The sequence below is a fragment of the Oleomonas cavernae genome (genome assembly GCF_003590945.1).
In the GTDB taxonomy this organism is placed as follows: domain Bacteria; phylum Pseudomonadota; class Alphaproteobacteria; order Zavarziniales; family Zavarziniaceae; genus Zavarzinia; species Zavarzinia cavernae.
Genome location: NZ_QYUK01000011.1, coordinates 2,827,830 through 2,849,308, shown reverse-complemented (window position 1 = coordinate 2,849,308; position 21,479 = coordinate 2,827,830). Strand labels below are relative to the sequence as shown.

General features: G+C 68.7%; 24 protein-coding genes and 1 pseudogene. 17 read left to right on the top strand and 8 right to left on the bottom strand.

The features are described 5' to 3' along the window. Nucleotides 1-8: 8 nt before the first annotated feature. Nucleotides 9-749, bottom strand: a complete 741-nt coding sequence (locus D3874_RS17570; RefSeq protein WP_119782349.1) for a metallophosphoesterase family protein — start codon at nucleotides 747-749, stop codon at nucleotides 9-11. An 82-nt stretch (nucleotides 750-831) separates the two neighbouring features. Between D3874_RS17570 and D3874_RS30565 the strand changes: the two genes are divergently transcribed. The 7 genes from D3874_RS30565 (at nucleotide 832) to D3874_RS17540 (ending at nucleotide 4,854) form a co-directional block, all read left to right on the top strand. Beyond that, the gene (locus D3874_RS30565) at nucleotides 832-1,221 is read left to right on the top strand and encodes a hypothetical protein (protein WP_233559991.1); all 390 of its coding nucleotides are present in this window, start codon (nucleotides 832-834) and stop codon (nucleotides 1,219-1,221) included. After that, nucleotides 1,185-1,460, top strand: coding sequence for an aldose epimerase family protein (locus D3874_RS30560; RefSeq protein ID WP_233559990.1), 276 nt, complete (start codon nucleotides 1,185-1,187; stop codon nucleotides 1,458-1,460). Before D3874_RS30565 ends, D3874_RS30560 begins: the two co-directional genes overlap by 37 nt. After that, a complete protein-coding gene (locus D3874_RS30555) occupies nucleotides 1,415-1,804 on the top strand; it encodes an aldose epimerase family protein (RefSeq protein ID WP_233559989.1) in 390 nt (129 codons plus the stop codon). The genes D3874_RS30560 and D3874_RS30555 overlap by 46 nt, the downstream gene beginning before the upstream one ends. Nucleotides 1,805-1,912: 108 nt before the next feature. Continuing rightward, a complete protein-coding gene (gene rimO, locus D3874_RS17560) occupies nucleotides 1,913-3,256 on the top strand; it encodes a 30S ribosomal protein S12 methylthiotransferase RimO (protein WP_119779219.1) in 1,344 nt (447 codons plus the stop codon). A gap of 227 nt (nucleotides 3,257-3,483) precedes the next feature. Next, nucleotides 3,484-4,290, top strand: a complete 807-nt coding sequence (locus D3874_RS17550) for a hypothetical protein (protein ID WP_147385705.1) — start codon at nucleotides 3,484-3,486, stop codon at nucleotides 4,288-4,290. Continuing rightward, on the top strand, nucleotides 4,287-4,532 hold the full coding sequence (locus D3874_RS17545; RefSeq protein WP_147385704.1) for a hypothetical protein: 246 nt from the start codon (nucleotides 4,287-4,289) through the stop codon (nucleotides 4,530-4,532). Before D3874_RS17550 ends, D3874_RS17545 begins: the two co-directional genes overlap by 4 nt. Nucleotides 4,533-4,641: 109 nt before the next feature. Further along, nucleotides 4,642-4,854: a DUF2061 domain-containing protein gene (locus D3874_RS17540; RefSeq protein WP_119779215.1), complete on the top strand. Its 213-nt coding sequence runs from the start codon at nucleotides 4,642-4,644 to the stop codon at nucleotides 4,852-4,854. 148 nt (nucleotides 4,855-5,002) lie between these two features. On the opposite strand, the gene D3874_RS17535 is transcribed toward D3874_RS17540, so the two are convergent. Beyond that, nucleotides 5,003-5,473, bottom strand: coding sequence for an NUDIX domain-containing protein (locus D3874_RS17535; protein ID WP_199699118.1), 471 nt, complete (start codon nucleotides 5,471-5,473; stop codon nucleotides 5,003-5,005). Nucleotides 5,474-5,504: 31 nt separating this feature from the next. Beyond that, nucleotides 5,505-6,347, bottom strand: coding sequence for a hypothetical protein (locus D3874_RS17530; protein WP_147385703.1), 843 nt, complete (start codon nucleotides 6,345-6,347; stop codon nucleotides 5,505-5,507). 181 nt (nucleotides 6,348-6,528) lie between these two features. Here D3874_RS17530 and D3874_RS17525 point away from each other — a divergent pair, with 181 nt between their 5' ends. Genes D3874_RS17525 through glcF form a run of 4 tightly spaced genes read left to right on the top strand, consistent with a single transcriptional unit; the run spans nucleotide 6,529 to nucleotide 10,518 of the window. Further along, on the top strand, nucleotides 6,529-7,626 hold the full coding sequence (locus D3874_RS17525; protein WP_456306424.1) for an FAD-binding protein: 1,098 nt from the start codon (nucleotides 6,529-6,531) through the stop codon (nucleotides 7,624-7,626). Further along, the gene (locus tag D3874_RS32485; RefSeq protein ID WP_456306423.1) at nucleotides 7,584-8,024 is read left to right on the top strand and encodes an FAD-linked oxidase C-terminal domain-containing protein; all 441 of its coding nucleotides are present in this window, start codon (nucleotides 7,584-7,586) and stop codon (nucleotides 8,022-8,024) included. Before D3874_RS17525 ends, D3874_RS32485 begins: the two co-directional genes overlap by 43 nt. Continuing rightward, the gene (locus D3874_RS17520; RefSeq protein WP_119782347.1) at nucleotides 8,024-9,226 is read left to right on the top strand and encodes an FAD-binding protein; all 1,203 of its coding nucleotides are present in this window, start codon (nucleotides 8,024-8,026) and stop codon (nucleotides 9,224-9,226) included. Before D3874_RS32485 ends, D3874_RS17520 begins: the two co-directional genes overlap by 1 nt. After that, entirely contained in the window at nucleotides 9,226-10,518 is a 1,293-nt protein-coding gene (gene glcF / locus D3874_RS17515; protein ID WP_119779213.1) for a glycolate oxidase subunit GlcF, read from the top strand. Before D3874_RS17520 ends, glcF begins: the two co-directional genes overlap by 1 nt. Before the next feature lie 148 nt (nucleotides 10,519-10,666). Here the strand turns inward: glcF and D3874_RS17510 are convergent, their stop codons facing one another. The 3 genes and pseudogenes from D3874_RS17510 to D3874_RS30545 all read right to left on the bottom strand — a co-directional run. Continuing rightward, nucleotides 10,667-10,927 carry a hypothetical protein gene (locus tag D3874_RS17510; RefSeq protein ID WP_199699117.1) on the bottom strand — a complete coding sequence of 87 codons (261 nt, stop codon included), beginning with the start codon at nucleotides 10,925-10,927 and terminating at the stop codon, nucleotides 10,667-10,669. Nucleotides 10,928-11,074: 147 nt separating this feature from the next. Beyond that, the gene (locus D3874_RS30550; RefSeq protein ID WP_233559988.1) at nucleotides 11,075-11,461 is read right to left on the bottom strand and encodes a DMT family transporter; all 387 of its coding nucleotides are present in this window, start codon (nucleotides 11,459-11,461) and stop codon (nucleotides 11,075-11,077) included. An 80-nt stretch (nucleotides 11,462-11,541) separates the two neighbouring features. Then, nucleotides 11,542-11,973, bottom strand: a pseudogene (locus D3874_RS30545) (EamA family transporter); the annotation flags it as partial. Between the two features lie 116 nt (nucleotides 11,974-12,089). Between D3874_RS30545 and D3874_RS30540 the strand changes: the two are divergent. From D3874_RS30540 to D3874_RS17495, 3 genes are all read left to right on the top strand, one after another. Next, nucleotides 12,090-12,425, top strand: coding sequence for an ELM1/GtrOC1 family putative glycosyltransferase (locus D3874_RS30540; RefSeq protein ID WP_233559987.1), 336 nt, complete (start codon nucleotides 12,090-12,092; stop codon nucleotides 12,423-12,425). Further along, entirely contained in the window at nucleotides 12,422-13,123 is a 702-nt protein-coding gene (locus D3874_RS17500) for a mitochondrial fission ELM1 family protein (RefSeq protein ID WP_233559986.1), read from the top strand. Before D3874_RS30540 ends, D3874_RS17500 begins: the two co-directional genes overlap by 4 nt. A gap of 87 nt (nucleotides 13,124-13,210) precedes the next feature. Next, nucleotides 13,211-16,462: a beta strand repeat-containing protein gene (locus D3874_RS17495; RefSeq protein ID WP_119779212.1), complete on the top strand. Its 3,252-nt coding sequence runs from the start codon at nucleotides 13,211-13,213 to the stop codon at nucleotides 16,460-16,462. Here the strand turns inward: D3874_RS17495 and D3874_RS17490 are convergent. After that, entirely contained in the window at nucleotides 16,447-18,336 is a 1,890-nt protein-coding gene (locus tag D3874_RS17490; RefSeq protein WP_119779211.1) for an ATP-binding protein, read from the bottom strand. The two genes, D3874_RS17495 and D3874_RS17490, sit on opposite strands and share 16 nt — an antisense overlap. An 85-nt stretch (nucleotides 18,337-18,421) precedes the next feature. On the opposite strand from D3874_RS17490, the gene D3874_RS17485 reads away from it, so the two are divergent. Next, nucleotides 18,422-18,715: a DUF1244 domain-containing protein gene (locus tag D3874_RS17485; RefSeq protein ID WP_119779210.1), complete on the top strand. Its 294-nt coding sequence runs from the start codon at nucleotides 18,422-18,424 to the stop codon at nucleotides 18,713-18,715. A gap of 85 nt (nucleotides 18,716-18,800) precedes the next feature. Beyond that, nucleotides 18,801-19,067: a DUF2312 domain-containing protein gene (locus tag D3874_RS17480; RefSeq protein ID WP_119779209.1), complete on the top strand. Its 267-nt coding sequence runs from the start codon at nucleotides 18,801-18,803 to the stop codon at nucleotides 19,065-19,067. A 57-nt stretch (nucleotides 19,068-19,124) separates the two neighbouring features. Here the strand turns inward: D3874_RS17480 and D3874_RS17475 are convergent, their stop codons facing one another. Further along, nucleotides 19,125-19,439, bottom strand: a complete 315-nt coding sequence (locus D3874_RS17475; protein WP_119779208.1) for a phasin family protein — start codon at nucleotides 19,437-19,439, stop codon at nucleotides 19,125-19,127. A gap of 249 nt (nucleotides 19,440-19,688) precedes the next feature. Here D3874_RS17475 and D3874_RS17470 point away from each other — a divergent pair, with 249 nt between their 5' ends. After that, the gene (locus tag D3874_RS17470; protein ID WP_119779207.1) at nucleotides 19,689-21,476 is read left to right on the top strand and encodes a M3 family oligoendopeptidase; all 1,788 of its coding nucleotides are present in this window, start codon (nucleotides 19,689-19,691) and stop codon (nucleotides 21,474-21,476) included. Nucleotides 21,477-21,479 lie beyond the last annotated feature (3 nt).

Below are 21,479 nucleotides of genomic sequence, written 5' to 3'. Positions count from 1 at the left end.
ATCGCCGCTCAGCGCCCGCGATAGAGGCGTGCCGCCAGCGCTTCCGGCAGGCCGGCCTCGCGGATCTTCCTGGCCGTGCGGTCGATGTCATAGGCGACGCGGTGACAGGTAAGCTCGGCACGGTCGGGATCGTAGGTGGCGTAGCAGGCGGCCGGATCGCCGTCGCGCGGTTGCCCGACCGAGCCGATCACCGCCAGCCAGCGCCGCTGGACCAGCAGGGGAACGGCGATGCCGGGCTGCGGCTTGAAGGGCGTCAGCTTGCCCAGGCCCGAGAGGCCGTAGATGCCGGGGACATGGACATGGCCGCAGAAGGTCAGCCGCGTGTGGGTCGCTTCCAGGCTGTGGCGGGCGGCTTCGCCGTCGCTGACGTAGAGCCAGCGCTCGGGCTGGGACGCGTCGGCGTGGACATAGAGGCGGTCGTCTTCCTCGACCGTCATGGGCAGGGTGTCGAGCCAGCGGCGGGTTTCCGGGGGCAAGCGGCCGCGCGTCCATTCGACGGCAACGGCGGCGTCGCTGTTCATCGTGCCGCTGTGATGCGACACCGCCTCGTCATGATTGCCGCGGATGGCGATGGCACCCCGGGAGATGAGCTCGGCCAGGGTCTCGACGGTCCATTCCGGGTCAGCGCCATAGCCGACGTAGTCGCCCAGGAAGACGAAGCGGTCGACGCCCTGGGCCCGGGCATGGGCGAGGCAGGCGCTGAACGCCTCGCGGTTGGAATGAATGTCGGCCATCAATGCGATCGGCAAGGCGCTCTTCCTGGCTGCGGGCCATGCCCGTTCTGCTTGGGCTGACCCTAGCGGCCGAACGCCGGGCGGGGCAACACCGGCTTTGGTCGTAGCAGGCGGCGCCGGCCCCGTCACCCTGGCATCCGCCTGGGCGCTGGGCCATGATCCACCGCCCAACCCGCCCCTGACCGGAACGATCGTGGACAATTCCATCGCCAAGCACATCATCACCGCCGGGCCGTGGACGGCGACGATCGCCGCCCGCGGCGCCGAGTTGTGCTCGCTCACCCTCGATGGCCAGGGCGAACTGATCTGGCAGGCGGGGGCGGTATGGCCGCGCCATGCGCCCAACCTGTTTCCCATCGTCGGGCGCCTGGCGGGCGATGCCCTGGTCCACCGCGGGCGATCCTACCCCTGTCGCAGCACGGTTTCGCCCGCGACCTCGATTTTGCCTGGGTGGAACTGGGGGCAGGCTTCTGCCGCGCGGTCCTGACCGACAGCGCGGCGACCCGGGAACACTATCCCTTCGCCTTCAACCTGGAGGTCATCTACCGGCTGGATGCCCAGGCGGGGCTGAGCCAGACCTATCGCCTGCGCAATGGCGGGCACGAACCGCTGCCCGCCAGTATCGGCGCGCACCCTGCGTTTCGCTGGCCGCTGGACCTCGACGCCCCCAAGACCGCCCATTGGCTGCGCTTCGACCGGCCGAGCCGGCCCCGGCCCGCCGCCTGAAAGGCGGCCTGCTGGCGCCCGAGGTGGTTGAAAGCCCGATCGAGGGCGATCTGCTGGCGCTGGATGATGCCTTGTTCGACGCGGATGCACTCATCCTGGACCGGGTGGCGAGCCGGGGGCTGGTCTACGGCGGGCCGGCCTTCGCCCTGCGGATCGGCTGGGAGGGCTTCGATCAACTGGGCCTGTGGTCCAAGGGCGGGGGCGAATTCCTGTGCATCGAGCCCTGGTCCGGCTTTGCCAGCCCGGCGGGTTTTACCGGGGAATTCAAGGACAAGCCGGGTGTCTTCAACCTGGAACCCGGCGCCGTGCGCCAGTTCACGCTAAGGGTGGGGGCGGTGTCCTAGCGGCACCTATGCAGCCGTTTCCAGGGGCTATGGCGCAGGCCGCCCTTGCGGAAGCGGGCGGGCGAGCCGATAAAGGCGCCAATTAACCGTTTCCCTGAGAATACAGTCATGTCCACTACCGCCGCCGCGATCAAGGCCGCTCCCAAAGTCGGCCTGGTCAGCCTGGGCTGTCCCAAGGCCCTGGTCGATTCCGAACAGATCGTCACCCAGCTCAAGGCCGAAGGCTACGAGATCAGCCCGGACTATGCCGGGGCGGATGTGGTCGTGGTCAATACTTGCGGTTTCCTGGATTCGGCCCGCGCGGAATCGCTCGAGGCGATCGGCGAGGCCCTGGCCGAGAACGGCAAGGTCATCGTCACCGGCTGCCTGGGGGCGACGCCGGACCTGATCATGGACAAATATCCCAGCGTCCTGGCGGTGACCGGCCCGCATCGCTACGAGCAGGTGATGACCGCCGTGCACAAGGTCGTCGCGCCCCGGCACGACCCCTTCCTGCACCTGGTGCCGCCGGCCGGCGTTAAGCTCACCCCCCGGCATTACGCCTATCTGAAGATCTCGGAGGGCTGTAATCATCGCTGTTCCTTCTGCATCATCCCGCAGTTGCGCGGCGACCTGGTCTCGCGCCCGGTGGACGAGGTGCTGCGCGAGGCGGAAAACCTGGTCAAGGCCGGGGTACGCGAGCTCCTGGTAATCAGCCAGGATACCTCGGCCTATGGTGTCGACGTGCGCCATGCCGCAGCGCCCTGGCGCGGCCGCGACCGCCGCGCCCACATGACCGACCTGGCGGCCAGCTTAGGCGAACTGGGCGCCTGGGTGCGCCTGCACTATGTCTATCCCTACCCGCATGTCGACGACGTCATCCCGCTGATGGCGGAAGGCAAGATCCTTCCCTACCTGGACATCCCGTTCCAGCATTCGGCGCCCAAGGTCCTGAAGGCCATGCGCCGCCCGGCCAACCAGGAGAAGGTGCTGCACCGCCTGGCCGCCTGGCGCCGCGACGTACCCGATATCGCCATCCGCTCCACCTTCATCGTCGGCTTCCCCGGCGAGACGGACGAGGATTTCGAGCATCTCCTCGGCTGGCTGAAGGAGGCCCGGCTCGACCGGGTCGGCTGCTTCCGCTACGAGCCGGTGGACGGTGCCCCGGCCAATGCGCTGGACGGCGCGGTGCCCGAGGCGGTGAAGGACGAGCGCTGGAACCGCCTGATGGCAGTTCAGCAGGAAATCAGCGCGCAGAAGCTGGACGAGAAGGTCGGCCGGGTGATGGATGTCATCGTCGACGAGATCGACGCCGAAGAGGGGGCCATCTGCCGCTCCTATGCCGATGCGCCCGAGATCGACGGCAATGTCATCATCGAGGCGCCCGGCCGCCTGCGCCCCGGCCAGATGGTAAAGGTCAGGATCGACGCCGCCGGCGACTACGACCTGTGGGGCATCCCGGTCGAGGGCTGACGCCGCCTCCCTTGCCCCCGCGGGCGCAAGCGTGCAGCCTGCGGGTCGAAGCCGTGCGACGGGGAGACCATGATGCGGGCGCCGTACCTATTTGCCCTGGCGATGGCCACCGCCGTGCCGGCCCTGGCGCAGGAAACGACGCCGGCCCCGGCGGCCGACGCGCCGACCGCGCAGGTCCTGCCAGCGGATGCGCCGGCGCCACCCGCCGCCGGTGCGGCGCCGGCCGAATGGTATGTCGAGGATCCCGCCACGCCCCGGCCCAGGAGAGCCAGCCCGCCGAGCGGCCGGCCCTGCATGATGTGCTGCGCGGCAAGGCGGTCGGCGCCCGCTACCCGCAGCCGCTCGAGTTCGTCGTCGATCTGCACCGCCAGCCGGGCTACGAGCCCGACCGCTTCGATGTCTCGGGCTGGATCGCCTCGCTGGCGCCGACGGTCGGCTTCGGCGGGCTCAGCGGCAGTTGCCTGGCCACCCTGTGCGTGATCACCGCCGATCTTAGCGATCGCGGCCGCCTGACCCTGCGGCTCGATTTCGCCGGCGCCGCGGTCAAGGGCACCTTTACCGTGGCGCCGGACACCTGGTCGGCGGCCGATGTCGAGGGCACGGTCGAGTTGACCGCCCTGGCCGGCGAGGACGTCGACCTCGGCCTGGCCGGCAAGCTCGACGCGGCCGGCCTGGGTCAGGCCTTGTCCCTGGCCGGGTTCATCCCGGATCAATATGCCGAGGAAGGCACGCCGCCCTCCGCCTCTGAACGGACGGCCTTCGCCGCCTGGCAGCGGGCCCACGACAAGCACCCCACCGGCCTGGTCGCCGCCGCCGACTGGGCCCTGCTGCAGCAGGAGGCGGACACCGCCGCCCAGGCTGCCGGCTGGACCACGCTGGCCGACGACAAGGCCGGCTGGTCGCTGTCCTATCCCGCCAACGTCCTGACCGAGAGCGCCAAGATCAAGGGCGGGCGCCGCCTGCTCGGGCCAACGGCTTCTTCAGCCTGGAGATCACGGTCAAGCCGCCGCTGGGCGACGAGGCCTTCGACGTGATGTGGGAAAGCCTCAAGGCCGAGACCAAGACCCGCTCGGTCGGCAGCTACAGCCGCAGCAACCAGGATCTGTGGCTCCAGGCCGAGGAGAAGGGTCAGCGCGAGACGGTGGTGGTTCACGGCCGGCCGGGCGGCCTGTTGCGGCTGACCATCCGCTATCCCGCCGACCGGGTGGACGAGTTCACCCTGTACGAGGAACTGATCCGCGCCAGCATCAAGGTCAGCGACGACCTGAAGCCCTGAGTGCTGGATATGCGACGCCGGCATGCCTGGCCGGTGCTTCCCGCGCAATGGCAAGCGTGGGTTTGATCTTATATTAATAATCATTCGCAACTAAGATGCAGGGATTATCATGACCCGTGATCTGTTGAAGACGGCCACTTTCGCGGCGCTGCATTTCACCGTCGGCTTTGCTGTCACCTATGCCTTCACCGGCTCGGTCTCGATCGCGACCGGTGTGGCCCTGGTGGAGCCGGCCGTGAACACCGTGGTGTTCTTCTTCCACGAGCGGGCCTGGCGCCGGGGCGGTGCTGCCGTTGTGTCCGGCCACTTGCACGCGGCATGAGAAGTCATTTCTAAAGATTTTTATCGTCATCCCGGACGAAGCGCAGCGCAGATCCGGGATCTTTTGACCAGTGTTTCCGGCGTGTGAGCGTCACAAGATCCCGGCTCAAGGCCGGGATGACGAGTTTTGAGATGGTCTCTATGCCGACCTACCAGGTCGGCGAGGGCGCCGCGCCCGTCAGATGCTCGTCGAGGCGGCGCCTTGTGGCGGCGGTCGTGCCCTCGGGCAGGGCAGCCAGGGGAAAGAAATCGACGGCGACAATTTCGTGGTTGGGCTTGGGCAGCGCCGGCAGCGTCCAGTCGGTCACATGGTAGAGCGCGATATGGTCGCGCGCGGCCATTTCGCGATTGAAGAACAGGCCGGCCAGCACGGGCGTGCCGGTCACCGTGAGGTTTGCCTCCTCGAGCAATTCCCGGCGGATGGCGTCGACCGCGGACTCGCGGGGTTCCACCGCGCCGCCGGGCAGGTACCAGCCCGGCACATAGGAATGGCGGACCAGCAGCACGCGGTCACCGTCGAGCACCAGGCCGCGCACCCCGAAGGTGATGCCCTTGGACAGCCGCCCCATCACCGACAGGGTGGCAACGACCAGCGGCTTGGTCCGGTGCAACAAGGACATGCGACTCTCCCGCCTGGGCCAGGCGGGGTCACTATACGCCGGGCGGCACCAGGGGCCAGCTACGCCGGCGCGGCGCTCGCAGCAGCAGCCACATCGCCCGGACCCCGATGAAGCTGAGCAGGCTGAACGCCACCGCCACGATCGTGATGATCGTGGCGCCTTCGTTCGGCGGGTTCTCGCTCAGCACGTCGACATCGTCGAAAATGTCGTTGACGGCAAACATCTCGCCGATGGTCGCGGCCAGCGATCCGGCGCTCTCGACCAGGCGCAGGGCAGTCTCGTCGGCGGTGGCGGCCGGCGCCTCGACCGTGGCGAAGGCCAGCGCCATCCCGGCGATGTTGACCAGGGCGGTGACCTTCAATTGGGCCGGCGTCATGCTCGCCTGGATGAAGTAACGCGGCGCTTCGATCAGCAGGGCCGGTTCGCCGCTGCCGGGGGTGGCGGCGATCTCGGCGGCGGAATGCCGGGGCAGGCGCTCCTTGACCCCGTCGATATAGCCGCTGCCCCAGGCCCCCTTCATGCTGTCGACTGCCACGTCGGGCAGGCCCAGCCAGCCGACACGGCCGAACCGGGCCGGGCCGCCGGCACGCCAGGCTTCCAGGGCCTGGCAATCGACGAAGGTGAGAAAGGGCCGCCCCGGCACGGCGTGGTCCCGGGCGATCGATTGGGTCAGGGCCGCCTCGCGCGGGATGGCCGGGTCCAGCCGACAGAAGCCCTGCGGCACCGACAACTCCAGCGGGCGGCCCAGGACGACGATGGTCTCGGCCCGGGCCGATCCACCCCACCCGGCCACCAGCAACAGGCAGCAAAGCACCGCCAGGCACCAGTTGCGCCCGCCGTGGCCCGGCCCATGCCCTCGCTTGCGTTCTCGCACCGTCCAACCCCGGTCTTGCCGCCCCCAAAGCCTGCGGCTCGGCGGTATAGCGACACAAATCCAACCGCTCCTCCTGGGAAAGAGTCTCCAGATTGGTTGTATCCTCGGGGTCATCGGCGATGAGTCGCACTCTTGCAACAGGGCACCGACCTGCCATCCTGGGGCCAACAAGGGAGGATCAATGGCGCTGACGATGCCGCTGCCGGACCGCGCCGTGCTCGATCGGCGCGACGATCTGGTCGCCGCGCTGCGTGCGCTGTTGCCCGCCGACGCGGTCATCTCGGCGCCCACGGCGCTGGGCGCCTATGAATGCGATGCCCTGACCGCCTATGCCCAGCGGCCGCTGGCGGTGCTGCTGCCGCGCGATACGGCGCAAGTCTCGAAAATCCTGGCAGAGTGCCATCACCGGCGGGTGAAGGTGGTGCCCCGCGGCGCCGGCACCTCGCTCTCGGGCGGGGCGCTACCGCTGGTCGACGGCGTGGTGCTCAGCCTCGCCCGCTTCAACAGGATCCTGGACATCGACCTTCCCAACCGCTGCATGGTCGTGCAGCCCGGCGTGACCAATCTGGGCCTGACCAAGGCGGTGGAGGCCGACGACTTCTTCTATGCCCCCGACCCGTCGAGCCAGATCGCCTGCACCATCGGCGGCAACATCGCCGAGAATTCGGGCGGCGTGCATTGCCTGAAATACGGCCTCACCACCCACAATGTCCTGGCGCTCGAGCTGGTCCTGATGGACGGCACGGTGGTTCGCGTGGGCGGTGGCAAGGCGCTGGACGGGCCGGGCTACGACCTGATGGGGGTCGTCACCGGCTCGGAAGGCCTGCTGGGCGTGGTCACCGAGGTAACGGTGCGCATCACGCCAAAGCCCCAGGCGGCGGGTGCCCTGCTGGCCGGCTTCGGCACGGTCGAGGCGGGCGGCGCGGCGGTGGCCGCGATCATCGCCGCCGGCATCGTGCCGGGCGGGATCGAGATGATGGACAATCTCGCGATCAATGCCGCGGAAGCCTTCTGCGCGCCCGGCTATCCTTGCGATGCCGCGGCCCTGCTGATCGTCGAACTGGACGGCCCGGCCGGCGAGGTCGAGGCGCAGATGGACCGGGTCGCCGGCATCCTGACCCAGGGCGGCGCCACCAGCCTGCGCCGCACCCGCGACGAGGCCGAGCGCCTGGGCTTCTGGGCCGGGCGCAAGGCGGCCTTCCCGCGGTCGGCCGCATCTCGCCCGACTATCTGTGCATGGACGGCACGATCCCGCGCGGCCGCCTGGCCGAGGTGCTGACCCACATCACCGAACTGTCGGCCCGATACGGCCTGCGCTGCGCCAATGTCTTCCATGCCGGCGACGGCAACCTGCACCCGCTGATCCTCTATGATGCCAACCGGCCCGGCGAATTGGAGCGGGCGGAGGCTTTCGGCGCCGATATCCTGCGCCAATGCGTGGCCGTGGGCGGTGTCTTGACCGGCGAGCATGGCGTGGGCATCGAGAAGCGCGACCTGATGGGGACGATGTTCGACGACACCGATCTGGCCGTGCAGCAGCGCCTGAAATGCGCCTTCGACCCCGCCGGCCTGCTCAACCCCGGCAAGGTCTTCCCCACGCTCCATGCCTGTGCCGAACTGGGCCGTGTCCATGTCTCTGGGGGAAAATTGCGCTTCCCCGACCTGCCGAGGTTCTGATGGAACGCCTGGCGCCGTACACGCTTCCCGATCTGGCCGCCCTTGTGGGCGAGGCCGCCGCGCACAAACGCCGGCTGCACCTGGTCGGCCGGGGCACCAAGGCGGGCCTGGGCCATGTGGTGCAGGCGGACGCCGTGCTCGACCTGTCGGGCTTTGCCGGTATCGAGGTCTACGAGCCCGACGAGCAGATCATTACGCTGGGCGCCGGCACGCCGCTTGCCACGCTGGAGGCGGTGCTGGCCCGGCACAACCAGCGCCTGGCCTTCGAGCCGCCGGACCTGGGGCCGCTCTACGGCGAACCGGCCGGCCTCGGCACCATCGGCGGGGTGATCGCGGCCAACCTCTCGGGCCCGCCCCGCCCGCGTGCCGGGGCGGCGCGCGATCACCTGCTGGGGGTCGACGGGGTGACCGGGCGGGGCGAAATCTTCAAGGCCGGTGGCCGGGTGGTGAAGAATGTGACCGGCTACGACCTGCCCAAGCTGGTCGCCGGATCCTATGGCACGCTGTTCGCGGTCACCCGCCTCACCCTGCGGCTGGCCGGACAGGCGACGGCGTCGGTCTCGGTCCTGCTGCTCGATCTGGATCCGCTCGCGGCGGGCGGGCTGATGCAGGAAATCGCCGGCAGCGCGCTCGAGCCGGTGGCCATCGCCTATCTGCCGGCGGATGTCGCGGTCCATGCCGGCCATCCGCAGGCCGCGGCCACGGTGCTGGTGCGCTTCGACGGGCCGCCCGACGCGCTGGACGAGCGCATCGCCGATCTCGAGGCCCTGGTGGGCGCGCGGGCGCCGGTCGAACTGGTGGAGGATCCGGTCTCGGCCGAGTTGTGGAAATCCGTGCGCGATGTCGCCGATCTGCTGAACGGCAACGAGCGGGCGATCTGGCGCCTGGTGGTGCCGCCTGCCGCCGGCACGCCGCTGGCGGCGGACTTGTGCGGCAAGCTGCATGGCTGCCACTGGTTTGCCGATTGGGCCGGCGGCCGCCTGTGGCTGGCAGTGCCGCCCACCGGTGACGCCGGTGCCGCCGCGATCCGGGCCGCCACCGCCCGGGCGGGTGGGCACAGTACCTTGATGCGGGGGCCGGCGGCGCTGCGCCAGCAGGTGCCGGTGTTCGAGCCGCTGTCGCCGGCCCGCGCCGCGCTGGATGCCCGGGTGCGCGAAGCCTTCGATCCGGCGGGCGTCTTCAACCCGGGCAAGCTCGGCTGATGCGGACCAGTTTTTCGCTCGCGCGCCTGGCCGATCCGGCAATTGCCGAGATCGACTCGATCCTGCGCAAGTGCGTCCATTGCGGCTTCTGCACCGCGACCTGTCCCACCTATCTTCTGACCGGCGACGAACTCGACGGGCCGCGGGGCCGCATCTACCTGATGAAGGAGATGTTCGAGGCCGATGTGCCCGCCGACGAGACCGTGCGCGACCACCTGGACCGTTGCCTGGGCTGCCTCAACTGCATGACCACCTGCCCCTCGGGCGTCGACTACGGCCGCCTGGTGGAACATGGCAAGGCCCATGTCGAGGCGACGGCGCCGCGTGGGGCGGTCGACCGCCTGATGCGCACGGCCATCGCCCGGCTGCTGCCCGGCCGGCGCCGCTTCCGCCTGGCCCTGCTGGCGGGTGTCGCCTTCGGCGCCATCGCCCGTCGCCTGCCCGGGCGCCTGGGCGCGCTGGGCGCCCTGGTGCCGCACCGCCTGCCGCCCCCGGCCACGATCAAGGCGGGCCAGGTGTACCCGGCGCAAGGGCAGCGGCGGGCCCGGGTGGCCCTGGTCATCGGCTGCATCCAGCCGGTGCTGCGGCCCCAGGTCGATGCCGCGGCCGTGCGCCTGCTGACCCGCCACGGGGTCGAGGTGGTGGTGCCGCCGGCGGCCGGCTGTTGCGGGGCCCTGCCCCTGCACATGGGCAAGGAGGCACAGGCCCAGGCCATGGCCGCGAACCTGGTGGACGCGCTGGCGCCCTATCTCGACACGCTGGATGCGATCATTGTCACCGCGTCGGGCTGCGGCACCACGCTGAAGGACTACGGGCACCTGTTGAAGGACGATCCGGCGCGGGCGTCGGCGGCGGCGCGGCTGGGCACGCTGGCCCGCGACGTCAGCGAGGTGCTGGACGGCCTGGCCCTGAAACCGGCGCGCGACGTCTCGGGCGTCTCGGTCGCCTATCACGATGCCTGTTCGCTGCGCCACGGCCAGCGGGTCACCGCGCCCAAGCGCCTGCTGGCCCAACTGGGCTTCACCGTGACCGAGCCCAAGGATGCGCACCTGTGCTGCGGCTCGGCCGGCACCTACAACATGCTCCAGCCCGCACTTTCGGCACCGTTGGGCCGCAACAAGGCGGCGGCCCTGGCGGCGACCGGCGGCACCGTCATCGCCGCCGGCAACATCGGCTGCCTGACCCAGATCGAGACCCATGGCGACCTGCCGGTGGTGCACAGCGTGGAACTGCTGGACTGGGCCACCGGCGGGCCGGCACCGGCAGGGATGTCTATCAACTCGGTCGTGTAATTCCTAGAGTGCTATGATCTCGTCATCCCGGCGCAGGCCGGGATCCATTTCGATGCAACGCAGGACATATCTCGTTTGGATCTCGCCTGTCGGAGCAATGGATCCCGGCCTGCGCCGGGATGACGATTGGAGGAGATGGCGTTGGGCCCTATCGCTTCTTCAGATGGTAGGTCAGGGCGAGTGCGATGCAGTGACGCAGCGGCACTTCCGGGACTGCCCGCTTCACATCGAAGAGCAATGCGCGGTTGGCGCCGAAGCTGAAGTCATCGGGATAGAGGTGGCGGAAGGTTTCCACCAGGTCGGTCTGGCAATGGAAATACATCGCATATTGCCCGGGCAGCGCCTTCACCTGGTCGATGCGCACCGTGCTGCCGCTCTTTGACGGGGTGAGGTAGCTGGGCTGGCCCATTTCAGGGTTTCGTCCAACGGCCCCACGCCAGCGGTGGCAGCGGCGGTTTCCAGGATCAGCCGGCGCAAGGATAGCAGCCGCAGGCGAAGCGCTGTCGGGTAGGTCTCGAACACCGCCTGGACGGCGGCAGGGGTGGCGGCACGGCCTTCATGTGCCCCGCCGGGCGACCATGATGCCGGCCAGGATCAGCAGGCCGCCGGTGGCTTCGACCAGCCCCAGCGCTTCGTCCAGCACCAGCCAGCCCAGGATCGCCGCGGCCACCGGTTCGACCAGGATCACCAGCGACGAGAAGCCGGCGGGCAGGTGGCCCATGCCCTCGGCGATCAGGCCCTGGCCGGCGGCCTGGCTGACCCAGGCTAGGGCGACCAGCACGGCCAGGCCGTGCCAGGAGGTGGGCAGGATGGTCTCGCCGGCGGCCAGGGCAATCGGCAGCAGGGCGATGGCGGTGACCAGGCTCGACCACAGCATGATGCGCGGGGCGTCGACCCGGTCGCGCAGATCCTTGATCGCCAGCAGATAGGCACCGAAGAACACGGCGGTGACCAGGCCCAGGCCGTCCCCAGGGCATGGTCGGCGCTGATGGTGAAGCTGCTGCCGATCAGGCTGGCGGCGCCCAGCACGGTCAGCGCCAGGCCCGCCAGGAAGACCGGCTTGGGCTTGTCGCCGAACAGGGCCCAGGCGCCGAAGACGACGAAGACCGGGGCGAAATTGGCGAACAGGGTCGAATTGGCGACGCTGGTCAGGTGGATCGACCAGTGCCAGGTGGCGAGATCGCCGGTGAACAGCAGGCCGGCCAGAATCAGGCGCCGGCGCGAACCCGGCGGCAGGGGCTGCGGGGCCCTGGCGCGGCGGGCCGAAACCGCGGCCCAGGCCCAGAACAGCGGCAGGGCCAGGGCCAGGCGCCAGAAGGCGGTGGCGATCGGCCCCAGTTCCGACAGGCGCACGAAGATCGGCGAACAGCCGATGGCCGCTGCCCCGAGAATCAGGGCGGGCAAGGCCCAGGTGGGGGCGGCGGGCTTGGGGCTGGCGAGGGCGGGCGCGGTCATGATCCGCTTATAGCCGAGGGGCGTGCCCGCCAGACAGGCACAAATCGGAAATGCGGACTTGTGCCGGGCGCCGGCCTCGCTACCCTCTGCGCCGGTGTTCCTGCGGGGAGAGTGGCGTGACGACGGCCCTGGCGACGGCGGCGGCCCCGGCCGGTGTATGGTGCCTGACCGAGGGCCATGCCGGCATGGAGACGCAGGTGGTGGGCCTGGCCGAGGCGCTGGGCCTTGCCTATACGCTGAAGCGCGTGCGCGTCCGCCTGCCCTGGGACTGGCTGCCCGGCCGCCTGTGGCCCTGGCCCCTGCGCGCGCCTACCGCCGACAGCGACCCCCTGGTGCCGCCCTGGCCCGACTTGATCATCTCGACCGGCAATGTCGCTGCCCCTTTGGCCGTGGCGATCAAGCGCGCCAGCGGGGCAGGACCCGGCTGGTCCATCTCCAGAACCCCAAGATGAACCTGGGCCTGTTCGATGCGGTCATCGCGCCCCGTCACGACCGCCTGGCCGGCCCCAGCGTGATCGAGACCCGGGCCGGCCTGCACCGGGTGACGGTACAGAAGATCGCCGCCGGGGCCGATGCCTGGGCCGACCGCCTGGCCCATCTGCCCCGGCCCTTGGTGGCGCTGCTGCTCGGCGGCTCCAACCGGCGCTATCGCCTCGACGGCAAGGTCGGCGCGGCGCTGGGTGCCGAGGTCGCGGCAGCGGTCCGGGCGCTGGACGGCGGCCTGGCGGTGACGCCGTCGCGGCGCACGGCGCCGGCCACGCTGGAGAGGCTGCGCACGGCCCTGGGCGATGTGCCGCGTTTCATCTGGGATGGCAAGGGTGACAACCCCTATTTCGGCCTGCTGGGGCTGGCGGCGCACCTGGTGATCACCGCCGACTCGGTGTCGATGATTTCCGAGGCGCTGATGACTGGCCGGCCGGTTCACGTGGTGCGCCTGCCCGGACGCTCCCGCCGTCTCGGCCGCTTCGTCGACGACCTGGTCGCCGATGGTTATGTCCGCTGGTTCGACGGCCGCTTCGACACCTGGTCCTACCCGCCGCTTGATGAGATGCCACGGATTGCAGAACAAGTCCGCCGCCGGCTGACGGCGAATAGTGGCGGAAGTTGCATGCATTGCGCGAATTCGCCGCCGGCAATGCCCCCGGAATGACCCTATCGCCTGCTGCCCGCCCCCGGTGAATCTGGTAATACTTCTGTGAAGTTTGCGTAGCCGTTCGCTCTGCCCCGGGGGGGAATCATGGCGATCATCTACGGCACGAACGGTTCCGACAATTTCGTCGGCACCGCGAACTCCGACGAACTCTACGGCAACGCCGAAGGCACCGACCCGGCGCTCGATACGGGCGTCGACACGATCTCGGGCCTCGATGGCAACGATACGATCGCCGGCTACGGCGGCACCGACACGCTGACCGGCGGGGCGGGCGACGACCTGATCTATGGCGGCGACGGCAACGACACGATCGACACGGGGCTGGGCAGCCCGACCGCCTATTTCTTCGGGCCCCATCTCGCGGAATACGCCTACGGCGATGCCGGCAACGATGTGCTGACCGGCGGCGATGGCGGCCAGCTACTGGAAGGCGGTGACGGCGACGACACGCTGAATGGCGGACTCGGCGACGATATCCTGCTGTCGGGCTTCGGCGTCGATCACCTCGACGGCGGTGCCGGCTACGATTTCGGTACGCTCGACCGCAGCAACCTGACGACGACCTTCATCTTCGACATCCTGGCCGGGCCGGCCAACGACGGCACCACGGTGGCCGGGATCGAGAATCTCACCGTCCAGGGCGGCAGCGGGGCGGACCAGATCACGGCACTGGAGACGGCGGACGAGATACGCGGCAATGACGGCGACGATACCCTGAACGGCCTGGGCGGCGGCGACTCCATCTACGGCGGCGACGGCACCGACACGATTGATGGCGGCGCGGGCGGCGACTATCTGGATGGCAGCAGTGGCGACGACACGCTGAGTGGCGGGGATGGCGACGACACGATTTACGCCGGCACGGGCCTGGGCGACCGGATCGACGGCGGCGACGGCTTCGACTACGGCAATTTCGAGCGTGGCGACATGGTTGCCGGCTTTGCCTTGGATGCAACCGACGGCATTGCGGTGCTGGGGATCGAGGAACTCTTCGTGGGTGGCGGCAGCGGTGCCGACCACGTCACCGGCGGCGGTGAAATCGACCGTTTCTATGGCCTGGACGGCAATGACGTGCTGCGCGGTGGCGGCGGTGGCGACGAACTGCGCGGCGAGGTCGGCAACGACGTCATCGAAGGCGGTGTGGGCGACGACCTCCTGGTGGGTGGCGACGGCAACGACCGCCTCTATGGCGGTGACGGCAACGACACCATGCTCACCGAGTACGGCGCCAGCGACCGGATCGACGGCGGCGACGGCGTCGACTACGGCACTTTCGACCGGTCGGCCAGGGTTTCCGCCTTCACGCTCGATGCAACTGATGGCATTACGGTAGTGGGAGTCGAGGATCTGACCGTCGATGCCGGCGCGCGCGGGGACCATGTTATTGGTGGCGGGGAAGTCGATCGGTTTTATGGCCGCGACGGCAACGACACGCTCGAAGGCGGCGCCGGCGGTGACGAGTTGCACGGCGATGCCGGCAACGACACGCTGGACGGGGGCGCCGGCGACGACTTCTTGGAGGGCGGCGCCGGCGACGATGTCTTTGTTGTCGACTCGACCGGCGATGCCGCGTACGAGAACGATGGGGAAGGGACCGAACTCGTCCGCGCCAGCGCGTCCTGGGTGCTGGGCAGCTTCTTCGAGAACCTGACCTTGACCGGGCTTGCCGACATCGACGGCACCGGCAACGACCTTGCCAACATCGTCATCGGCAATGACGGCGCCAATGTTTTGAGCGGCGGGGCCGAGAATGACACGATCGCCGGCGGTGCCGGAGCCGATACGATCAACGGCGGCGATGGCGACGACCTGCTGTCGACAGGCGGCGGCGCCACGGAAGGCACCACCGGGCTCAACACGGTCGACGGCGGCGACGGCACGGACACGCTCGACTACACCGACGCCTCGACCGGCGTGACCGCAAATCTGGCGACGGGCAATGTGCTTCTGGGCATCACGGCGATCGCCAATGTTAGCAACGTCGAATTCCTGGTCGGCTCCGCCTTCGGCGACAGCCTGACGGGCAATGACGGGGCCAATACGCTGAAGGGGCTCGACGGCAACGACACGCTGGACGGCGGCCTGGGCGACGACCGGCTGGAGGGCGGCAAGGGCGATGACACCTTCGTCGTCAATGCTGCCGGCGACGTGACCGTGGAGGCTGGCCGGGCCGGCACGGATACGGTTCTCACCGTTCTGGGCAGTTTCACCCTGGGCAGTAACTTCGAGAACCTCGGCTATCTCGGCGGTGGCGATTTCGTCGGCACCGGCAACACGGCGGCCAATGCGATTGCCGGCGGCGGTGGCAACGACACGCTGACCGGCGCCTCGCGCAACGACACGCTGACCGGCAATGGCGGCGACGACACACTGCTGGGCGGGCGCGGCGCCGACGTGATGCGCGGTGGAACCGGCAACGATACCTACATGGTCGACCACCTGAGCGACGTGGTCGACGAGGCCGGCGGCAGCGGCACCGACTTGGTGCAGACGAGCGCCACCCACACCCTGTCGGCCGGGGTCGAGAATCTGCAGCAACTGGGCAGCGCCACCACCACAGGCACGGGCAACGGCCTCGACAACGCCATGACCGGCAACAATGCGATCAACCGCCTCTACGGCATGGCCGGCAATGACACGATCGGCGGCGGAAACGGCGGCGATACATTGGATGGCGGCGACAACAACGACACGCTGAGCGGCAATGCCGACGACGACACCCTGCTGGGTGGGGCCGGCAACGACAGTCTGGACGGTGGCGCCGGCAACGACGATCTGCGCGGCGGTACCGGTGACGATACCTATATTGTGGATGCGGCAGGCGACACGGTCAGCGAGGCGGGCGGCGGCGGCATCGATACGGTGCGCAGCGCCGTCGCCTTCACCCTGGCCAACGGTTTCGAGAATCTGGTGATCACTACCAGCGTCGCGGTTGCCGGCACCGGCAATGCCTCGGCCAACACCATAATCGGCGGCGGCGGGGCCAACGTCTTATCGGGGCTGGGCGGCAACGACACGCTGAGCGGCCTGGGCGGCGGCGACACGCTGAATGGCGGCGCTGGGGTGGATAGCCTGACGGGCGGCGGCGGCAACGACATCTTTGTCTTTGCCGCGGGGCAGGCCCAGGGCGATACGGTGGGCGATTTTACCGGCAACGGCGCATCGGCAGGCGATCGCTTCAACTTCAGCGGCTATGGTACGGCGGCGGCAGGGGCCACGTTCGTCCAGGTCGATGCCACCCACTGGCAGATCAACTCGGCCGACGGCACGATCCACAATACGATTATCCTGGCCAACGCCGCCGCCGTTCACGCCAGCGACTACGCTTTCATCTGAACGCTGGCGGTGCCGTGTTCCTCGGCCAGAAGGTCGAGGCGGCGCAGGGTTGCCGCCACCATAGCGTCATAGGACTCCAGCCGCTCGGCAAGCGCCGCGCCGTTGAGGGCCCCGGCCCCGTCGATGCGGATGGTGCGCGCGATGTCGGCGACGCCCCGGGCGCCCAGCTCCGCCGCCATGCCCTGGATCGCATGGGCGGCCTCGCGCACTTCCCGGGCCGCCTGGCCGGCGGCGGCGGCATGCAGTTTTGCGCCCTCGTTGGCCAGGGTGGCGCGGAACGCGGCGATAAGATCGACCATGCCACCGTCGCCCATCACCTGGCGCAGGCGCGCAATCGTCTGGGTGTCCACTTGCGAGTCGACGGCCTGGCCGGGCGGGCGCGGCGGCAGGACCGGCGCCTTCGGCCGGCTGCCGCCGTCTTCGAGGAAGCGGCGGATGGTGAGGTCCAGGCTGTCCCAGTCGATCGGCTTGGTGTGCAGGGCATCGATTCCCGACCGTAGGTAGCGCTGGGCGTCGTCGCGCATGGCATCGGCGGTCAAGGCGATGATCGGGACGTTGCAGGCGGGTGGCGGCAGGGCGCGGATGCGCTTGGTCGCAGTCGGGCCGTCCATCACCGGCATGCGCATGTCGAGCAGGACGATGTCGAACGCCTGTGCCCGGTGGGCTTCGACCGCGGCCCAGCCGTGTTCGACCATGGTGACGTCATAGCCTCGCCGGCGCAGATGCTCCTCGATCAGGAAACGGTTCACGTCGTTATCCTCGGCCACCAGCAGGCGGCCGCCCGCGGGCCGGGCTTGCGCCGGCGGCGGCGTGGCGCGCTCGGGATCGGCCTCCTCGGCCAGGGAAGAGTCGACCGCCGCCTCCAGGCCGGGTTCCGTCGTGATCGTGAACCAGAAACAACTGCCCAGGCCGATGGCGCTGGTCAGGCCGATGCGCCCGCCCATGGCCGCGGCGAGGCGCGAGCAGATGGCAAGGCCGAGGCCGGTGCCGCCGAAGCGGCGCGAGGTATGGGCGTCGGCCTGGACGAAGGGCTGGAACAGGGCAGCCTGCTTCTCGCTGGAGATCCCGACGCCGGTGTCCTGGATTTCGAAGCGCAGGCGCAGGGGCGATTCCCCGGTTTTGACGACGCGCACATCCACCTGGCCCGAATCGGTGAACTTCACCGCGTTGCCGATCAGGTTGGTGAGGATCTGGCGCAGGCGGGTGGGATCGCTCCTGATGACCGGCGGCACGTCGGTCGCGATTTCGCCGACAAGCCGGATCCCTTTGCGCTCCGCCTGGGCGCGGAACAGGTTGAGGGTGGCGCCGAGGCTGTCGCACAGGCGGAAATCGAGCGTCTCGATCTGCAGCATCCCGGCTTCGATCTTGGAGAAGTCGAGGATGTCGTTGAGGACGGTGAGCAGGGCGGTCGAGGACCCGGCCAGGGTTTCGGTCAGGCGCCGTTGCGCCGGGGTGAGCGAGGTTTCCCGCAGCAGGTCGAGCGTACCGATCATCCCCGTCATCGGGGTGCGCAACTCGTGGCTCATGACCGCCAGAAACTGGGATTTGGCGCGGTTGGCCTCGTTGGCCTGGGCGCCGGCGCGGGTCAGGGCCTGGCGCCGCCGTTCGATTTCGCCCATATGGTGATGGACGGACAGGGCCCCGAGGACGATCACGGCGGCCGCGGCCAGGCCAAACGCCAGGGCCATCTGGAGATCGAAGAACAGGTCGACGATCAGCAGGGCGAAGGCCATCAGGAAGCCGGCCATCGGCCACAGCAGCGCCCGCAGGCGCCCGGGCACATTGTCCTCGCCTTCCTGTGCTCTCGCCACTGCCCGGTCACGGCGCGTCGCCTCGGCGGGCGGCGGCTGGACAGGGTCGACCGTTCTGGTCATGCCTGTTCCTCGTGGATTAACGCCTGCATTCTGCGGCCAGAAGCGTTAATCAACCTTGAGCATCGGCCGGCAAGGGAGACCAAAAATGGACGAGGAAACCAGAACAAAGCTCGAATCAGCCGCCTTTCGCCGGCTGCTGGACCACTTGCGCGAGCGCCATGACGTGCAAAACATCGATCTGATGAATCTGGCGGGCTTTTGCCGCAACTGCCTGTCCAACTGGCTGAAGGACGCGGCGGATGCCCAGGGCGTGCCCCTGACCAAGGACGGTGCGCGCGAGCAGGTCTACGGCATGCCCTATGACGACTGGAAGGCGCTGCACCAGAAGGAGGCCAACCCCGACCAACTGGCCAAATTCGCGGCCGCGCCCAAGGCCTGATTTCTTATTCGCCGATGCGATTGCCAGCGCTGCCGTGCCCGGCTAACGTCCGCCCCCGCATTCAATCTCAGTAAAGGGTCGGATCATGGCCGAAGTGGTCGGCATCGCCGGCGAACAGCTCCGTCAGTTCGTTGCGCGTATCGAGCGTCTGGAAGAAGAAAAGGCGGCCCTGACCGCCGATATCCGCGAAGTCTATGCCGAGGCCAAGGGCAATGGCTTCGACACCAAGGTGCTGCGCCAGGTGATCAAGCTGCGCAAGATCGACAAGGCCGAGCGCCAGGAAATGGACGCGATTCTCGAGCTTTATCTCGAGGCGCTGGGCATGATGGCCGGCGGCGGCGGCGAGGAGTAGTCGCCGGCGGACGACGTCCCTTCGGGCGGGCGTCGTCCGGTGGACGGCGCGGGCCTGTCAGGCCGCTTCTTCGAGCGTCGCGATCGGGTCGCCGATTTCCTTGGCAACGACCGTCGCCTCGTCGCGGTAGTCCGCCAGGGTCTGCTCAACGAAGGCCGTCTGTTCCTTCAAGACGGCGGTGGCATCCCCGCTGCCCGCCAGCAGGGCCAAATGATCGGCCTGGGCGCGCAGGCGCCTGGCGCTGAAGCGCAGGCCCTCGATGGCGATGGTCAGCGGAAGATTGGTCGCTTGACGCCAGAACTCGATGATCTGTTGCGAGGCCTCAAAGGCATCGAACGGCGGCGTGAACTCGGTGTTTGGTTCATCGATCATTGTGGCCTCCCTCGGCATGGGACGGCGGGCAACCGCCTGCAAGTCCGACTGCCATCTGCGCCCGGGCGGGTTCCCGTGTCATTGCGTCAGGTCAAAAAACCCGCCGCGGCCGATGGTTGCGAAGCGGGGGCGGTTCGGGCACAAGGCAAAAGGCCCGAAACAGCCTTTCGGCCTCGCCAGGATATCGATTGGCGGCGGACCGCCGTCGCCCCATATGATCGCAGACATGAGTTTCCAAGGAAGGTCTCGATGAGCGAAGCCAAGCGCAGTGACGAACTGGGGCGCCTGCCCGAATGGGACCTGAGCGACCTCTACCCCGGCCCCGATTCGCCCGAACTGGCCGCCGCCTTCGAGACCGCCACCGCGCAAGCCAAGGCCTTTGCCGCGGCCTATGAGGGCAAGCTCGAGGCGCTGCCGGGCGAGGCGCTGGGCGAGGCGCTGGAGAGCTACGAGAGGATCCAGGACCTGCTGGGGCGCATCGGCTCCTACTCAGGCCTGGTCTATTCGGCCGACATGGCCGACCCCAAGATCTCGCAGTTCAACCAGACCGCGACCGAGCGGCTGACCGATATTTCCAGCATCATGCTGTTCTTCACGCTGGAGCTGAACAAGCTGGAAGACGCCGTGCTGGAAGCCAAGCTGGCGCAGTCGCCGCGCTTTGCCCATTACCGGCCGTGGCTGCGCGACCTGCGCGCCTTCCGCCCGCACCAGTTGCCTGACGAGATCGAGAAGCTGCTGCACGAGAAATATGTCGCCGGCCGCGCCGCCTGGACGCGCCTGTTCGATGAGACCTTTGCCGGCCTGCGCTTCACCATCGACGGCAAGGAGGTGACCAGCGCCGAGGCTCTGCACCTGCTGTCAGACCGCCAGAGCGCGGTCAGGGCCAAGGCCGCCGCCGCCCTGTCCGACGTCTTCGCCAGGAACATCCGCCTGTTCGCCCTGATCACCAACACGCTGGCCAAGGACAAGGAGATTGAGGATCGCTGGCGCAAGTACCCGACCCCCGCGTCGTCGCGCCATCTCTCGAACGCGGTCGAGGCGCCGGTGGTCGATGCCCTGGTCACGGCCGTGCGTGCAGCCTACCCTAAGCTCAGCCATCGCTATTACGCCCTGAAGGCCAAGTGGTTCGGCGTCGAGGCGCTGGATTTCTGGGACCGCAACGCGCCGCTGCCCGACGACGGCGACCGGGCGATTTCCTGGGACGAGGCGCGGGAAACCGTGCTGGGCGCCTATGGCGACTTCTCGCCGGAACTCGCCGCCATCGGCAAGCGCTTCTTCGACCAGGCCTGGATCGATGCGCCGGTGCGCCCGGGCAAGTCGCCGGGCGCCTTCGCCCATCCGACCGTGCCCTCGGCCCATCCCTATCTGCTGCTGAACTACCAGGGCAAGACCCGGGATGTGATGACGCTGGCCCACGAGCTGGGCCACGGCGTGCACCAGGTGCTGGCTGCGGGCCAGGGTGCCCTGATGGCGGATACCCCGCTGACCCTGGCCGAGACCGCCAGCGTGTTCGGCGAGATGCTCACCTTCCAGGCCCTGCTGCGCAAGGAGGTTGACCCCAAGCGCCGCAAGGTCCTCCTCGCCTCCAAGGTCGAGGACATGATCAACACGGTGGTGCGCCAGACCGCCTTCTACGAGTTCGAGCGCCGCGTCCATGACGAGCGCCGCCAGAGCGAGCTGACGGCCGAGCGCATTGGCGAAATCTGGCTGGACATCCAGCGCGAGAGTTTAGGGCCGGCGATCCGCCTGGGACCGGGGTACGAGACCTATTGGTGCTACATCCCGCACTTCATCCATTCACCCTTCTACGTTTACGCCTATGCCTTCGGCGACTGCCTGGTAAACTCGCTCTACGCCGTCTACCAGGGCGCCGAGGCGGGCTTCCAGCAGAAGTATTTCGACATGCTGAAGGCCGGCGGCACCCTGCGCCACAAGGAGCTGCTGGCGCCGTTCAACCTCGACGCCTCGGACCCGACCTTCTGGTCCAAGGGCCTGGGCGTGGTCTCGGGCTTCATCGACCAGCTCGAGGCGATGTAATCT

What these genes read in the sequence shown, in the direction of transcription:
- D3874_RS17470 (WP_119779207.1), top strand. Translation starts at nt 19,689, where the DNA reads ATGAGCGAAGCCAAGCGCAGTGACGAACTGGGGCGCCTGCCCGAATGG.
- glcF (WP_119779213.1), top strand. Translation starts at nt 9,226, where the DNA reads ATGCGGACCAGTTTTTCGCTCGCGCGCCTGGCCGATCCGGCAATTGCC.
- D3874_RS17535 (WP_199699118.1), bottom strand. Translation starts at nt 5,473, where the DNA reads ATGTCCTTGTTGCACCGGACCAAGCCGCTGGTCGTTGCCACCCTGTCG.
- D3874_RS17500 (WP_233559986.1), top strand. Translation starts at nt 12,422, where the DNA reads ATGAACCTGGGCCTGTTCGATGCGGTCATCGCGCCCCGTCACGACCGC.
- D3874_RS17550 (WP_147385705.1), top strand. Translation starts at nt 3,484, where the DNA reads ATGGTATGTCGAGGATCCCGCCACGCCCCGGCCCAGGAGAGCCAGCCC.
- D3874_RS32485 (WP_456306423.1), top strand. Translation starts at nt 7,584, where the DNA reads ATGGACGGCACGATCCCGCGCGGCCGCCTGGCCGAGGTGCTGACCCAC.
- D3874_RS17485 (WP_119779210.1), top strand. Translation starts at nt 18,422, where the DNA reads ATGGACGAGGAAACCAGAACAAAGCTCGAATCAGCCGCCTTTCGCCGG.
- D3874_RS17525 (WP_456306424.1), top strand. Translation starts at nt 6,529, where the DNA reads ATGGCGCTGACGATGCCGCTGCCGGACCGCGCCGTGCTCGATCGGCGC.
- D3874_RS17490 (WP_119779211.1), bottom strand. Translation starts at nt 18,336, where the DNA reads ATGACCAGAACGGTCGACCCTGTCCAGCCGCCGCCCGCCGAGGCGACG.
- D3874_RS17540 (WP_119779215.1), top strand. Translation starts at nt 4,642, where the DNA reads ATGACCCGTGATCTGTTGAAGACGGCCACTTTCGCGGCGCTGCATTTC.
- D3874_RS17520 (WP_119782347.1), top strand. Translation starts at nt 8,024, where the DNA reads ATGGAACGCCTGGCGCCGTACACGCTTCCCGATCTGGCCGCCCTTGTG.
- rimO (WP_119779219.1), top strand. Translation starts at nt 1,913, where the DNA reads ATGTCCACTACCGCCGCCGCGATCAAGGCCGCTCCCAAAGTCGGCCTG.
- D3874_RS17475 (WP_119779208.1), bottom strand. Translation starts at nt 19,439, where the DNA reads ATGATCGATGAACCAAACACCGAGTTCACGCCGCCGTTCGATGCCTTT.
- D3874_RS17495 (WP_119779212.1), top strand. Translation starts at nt 13,211, where the DNA reads ATGGCGATCATCTACGGCACGAACGGTTCCGACAATTTCGTCGGCACC.
- D3874_RS17510 (WP_199699117.1), bottom strand. Translation starts at nt 10,927, where the DNA reads ATGGGCCAGCCCAGCTACCTCACCCCGTCAAAGAGCGGCAGCACGGTG.
- D3874_RS17480 (WP_119779209.1), top strand. Translation starts at nt 18,801, where the DNA reads ATGGCCGAAGTGGTCGGCATCGCCGGCGAACAGCTCCGTCAGTTCGTT.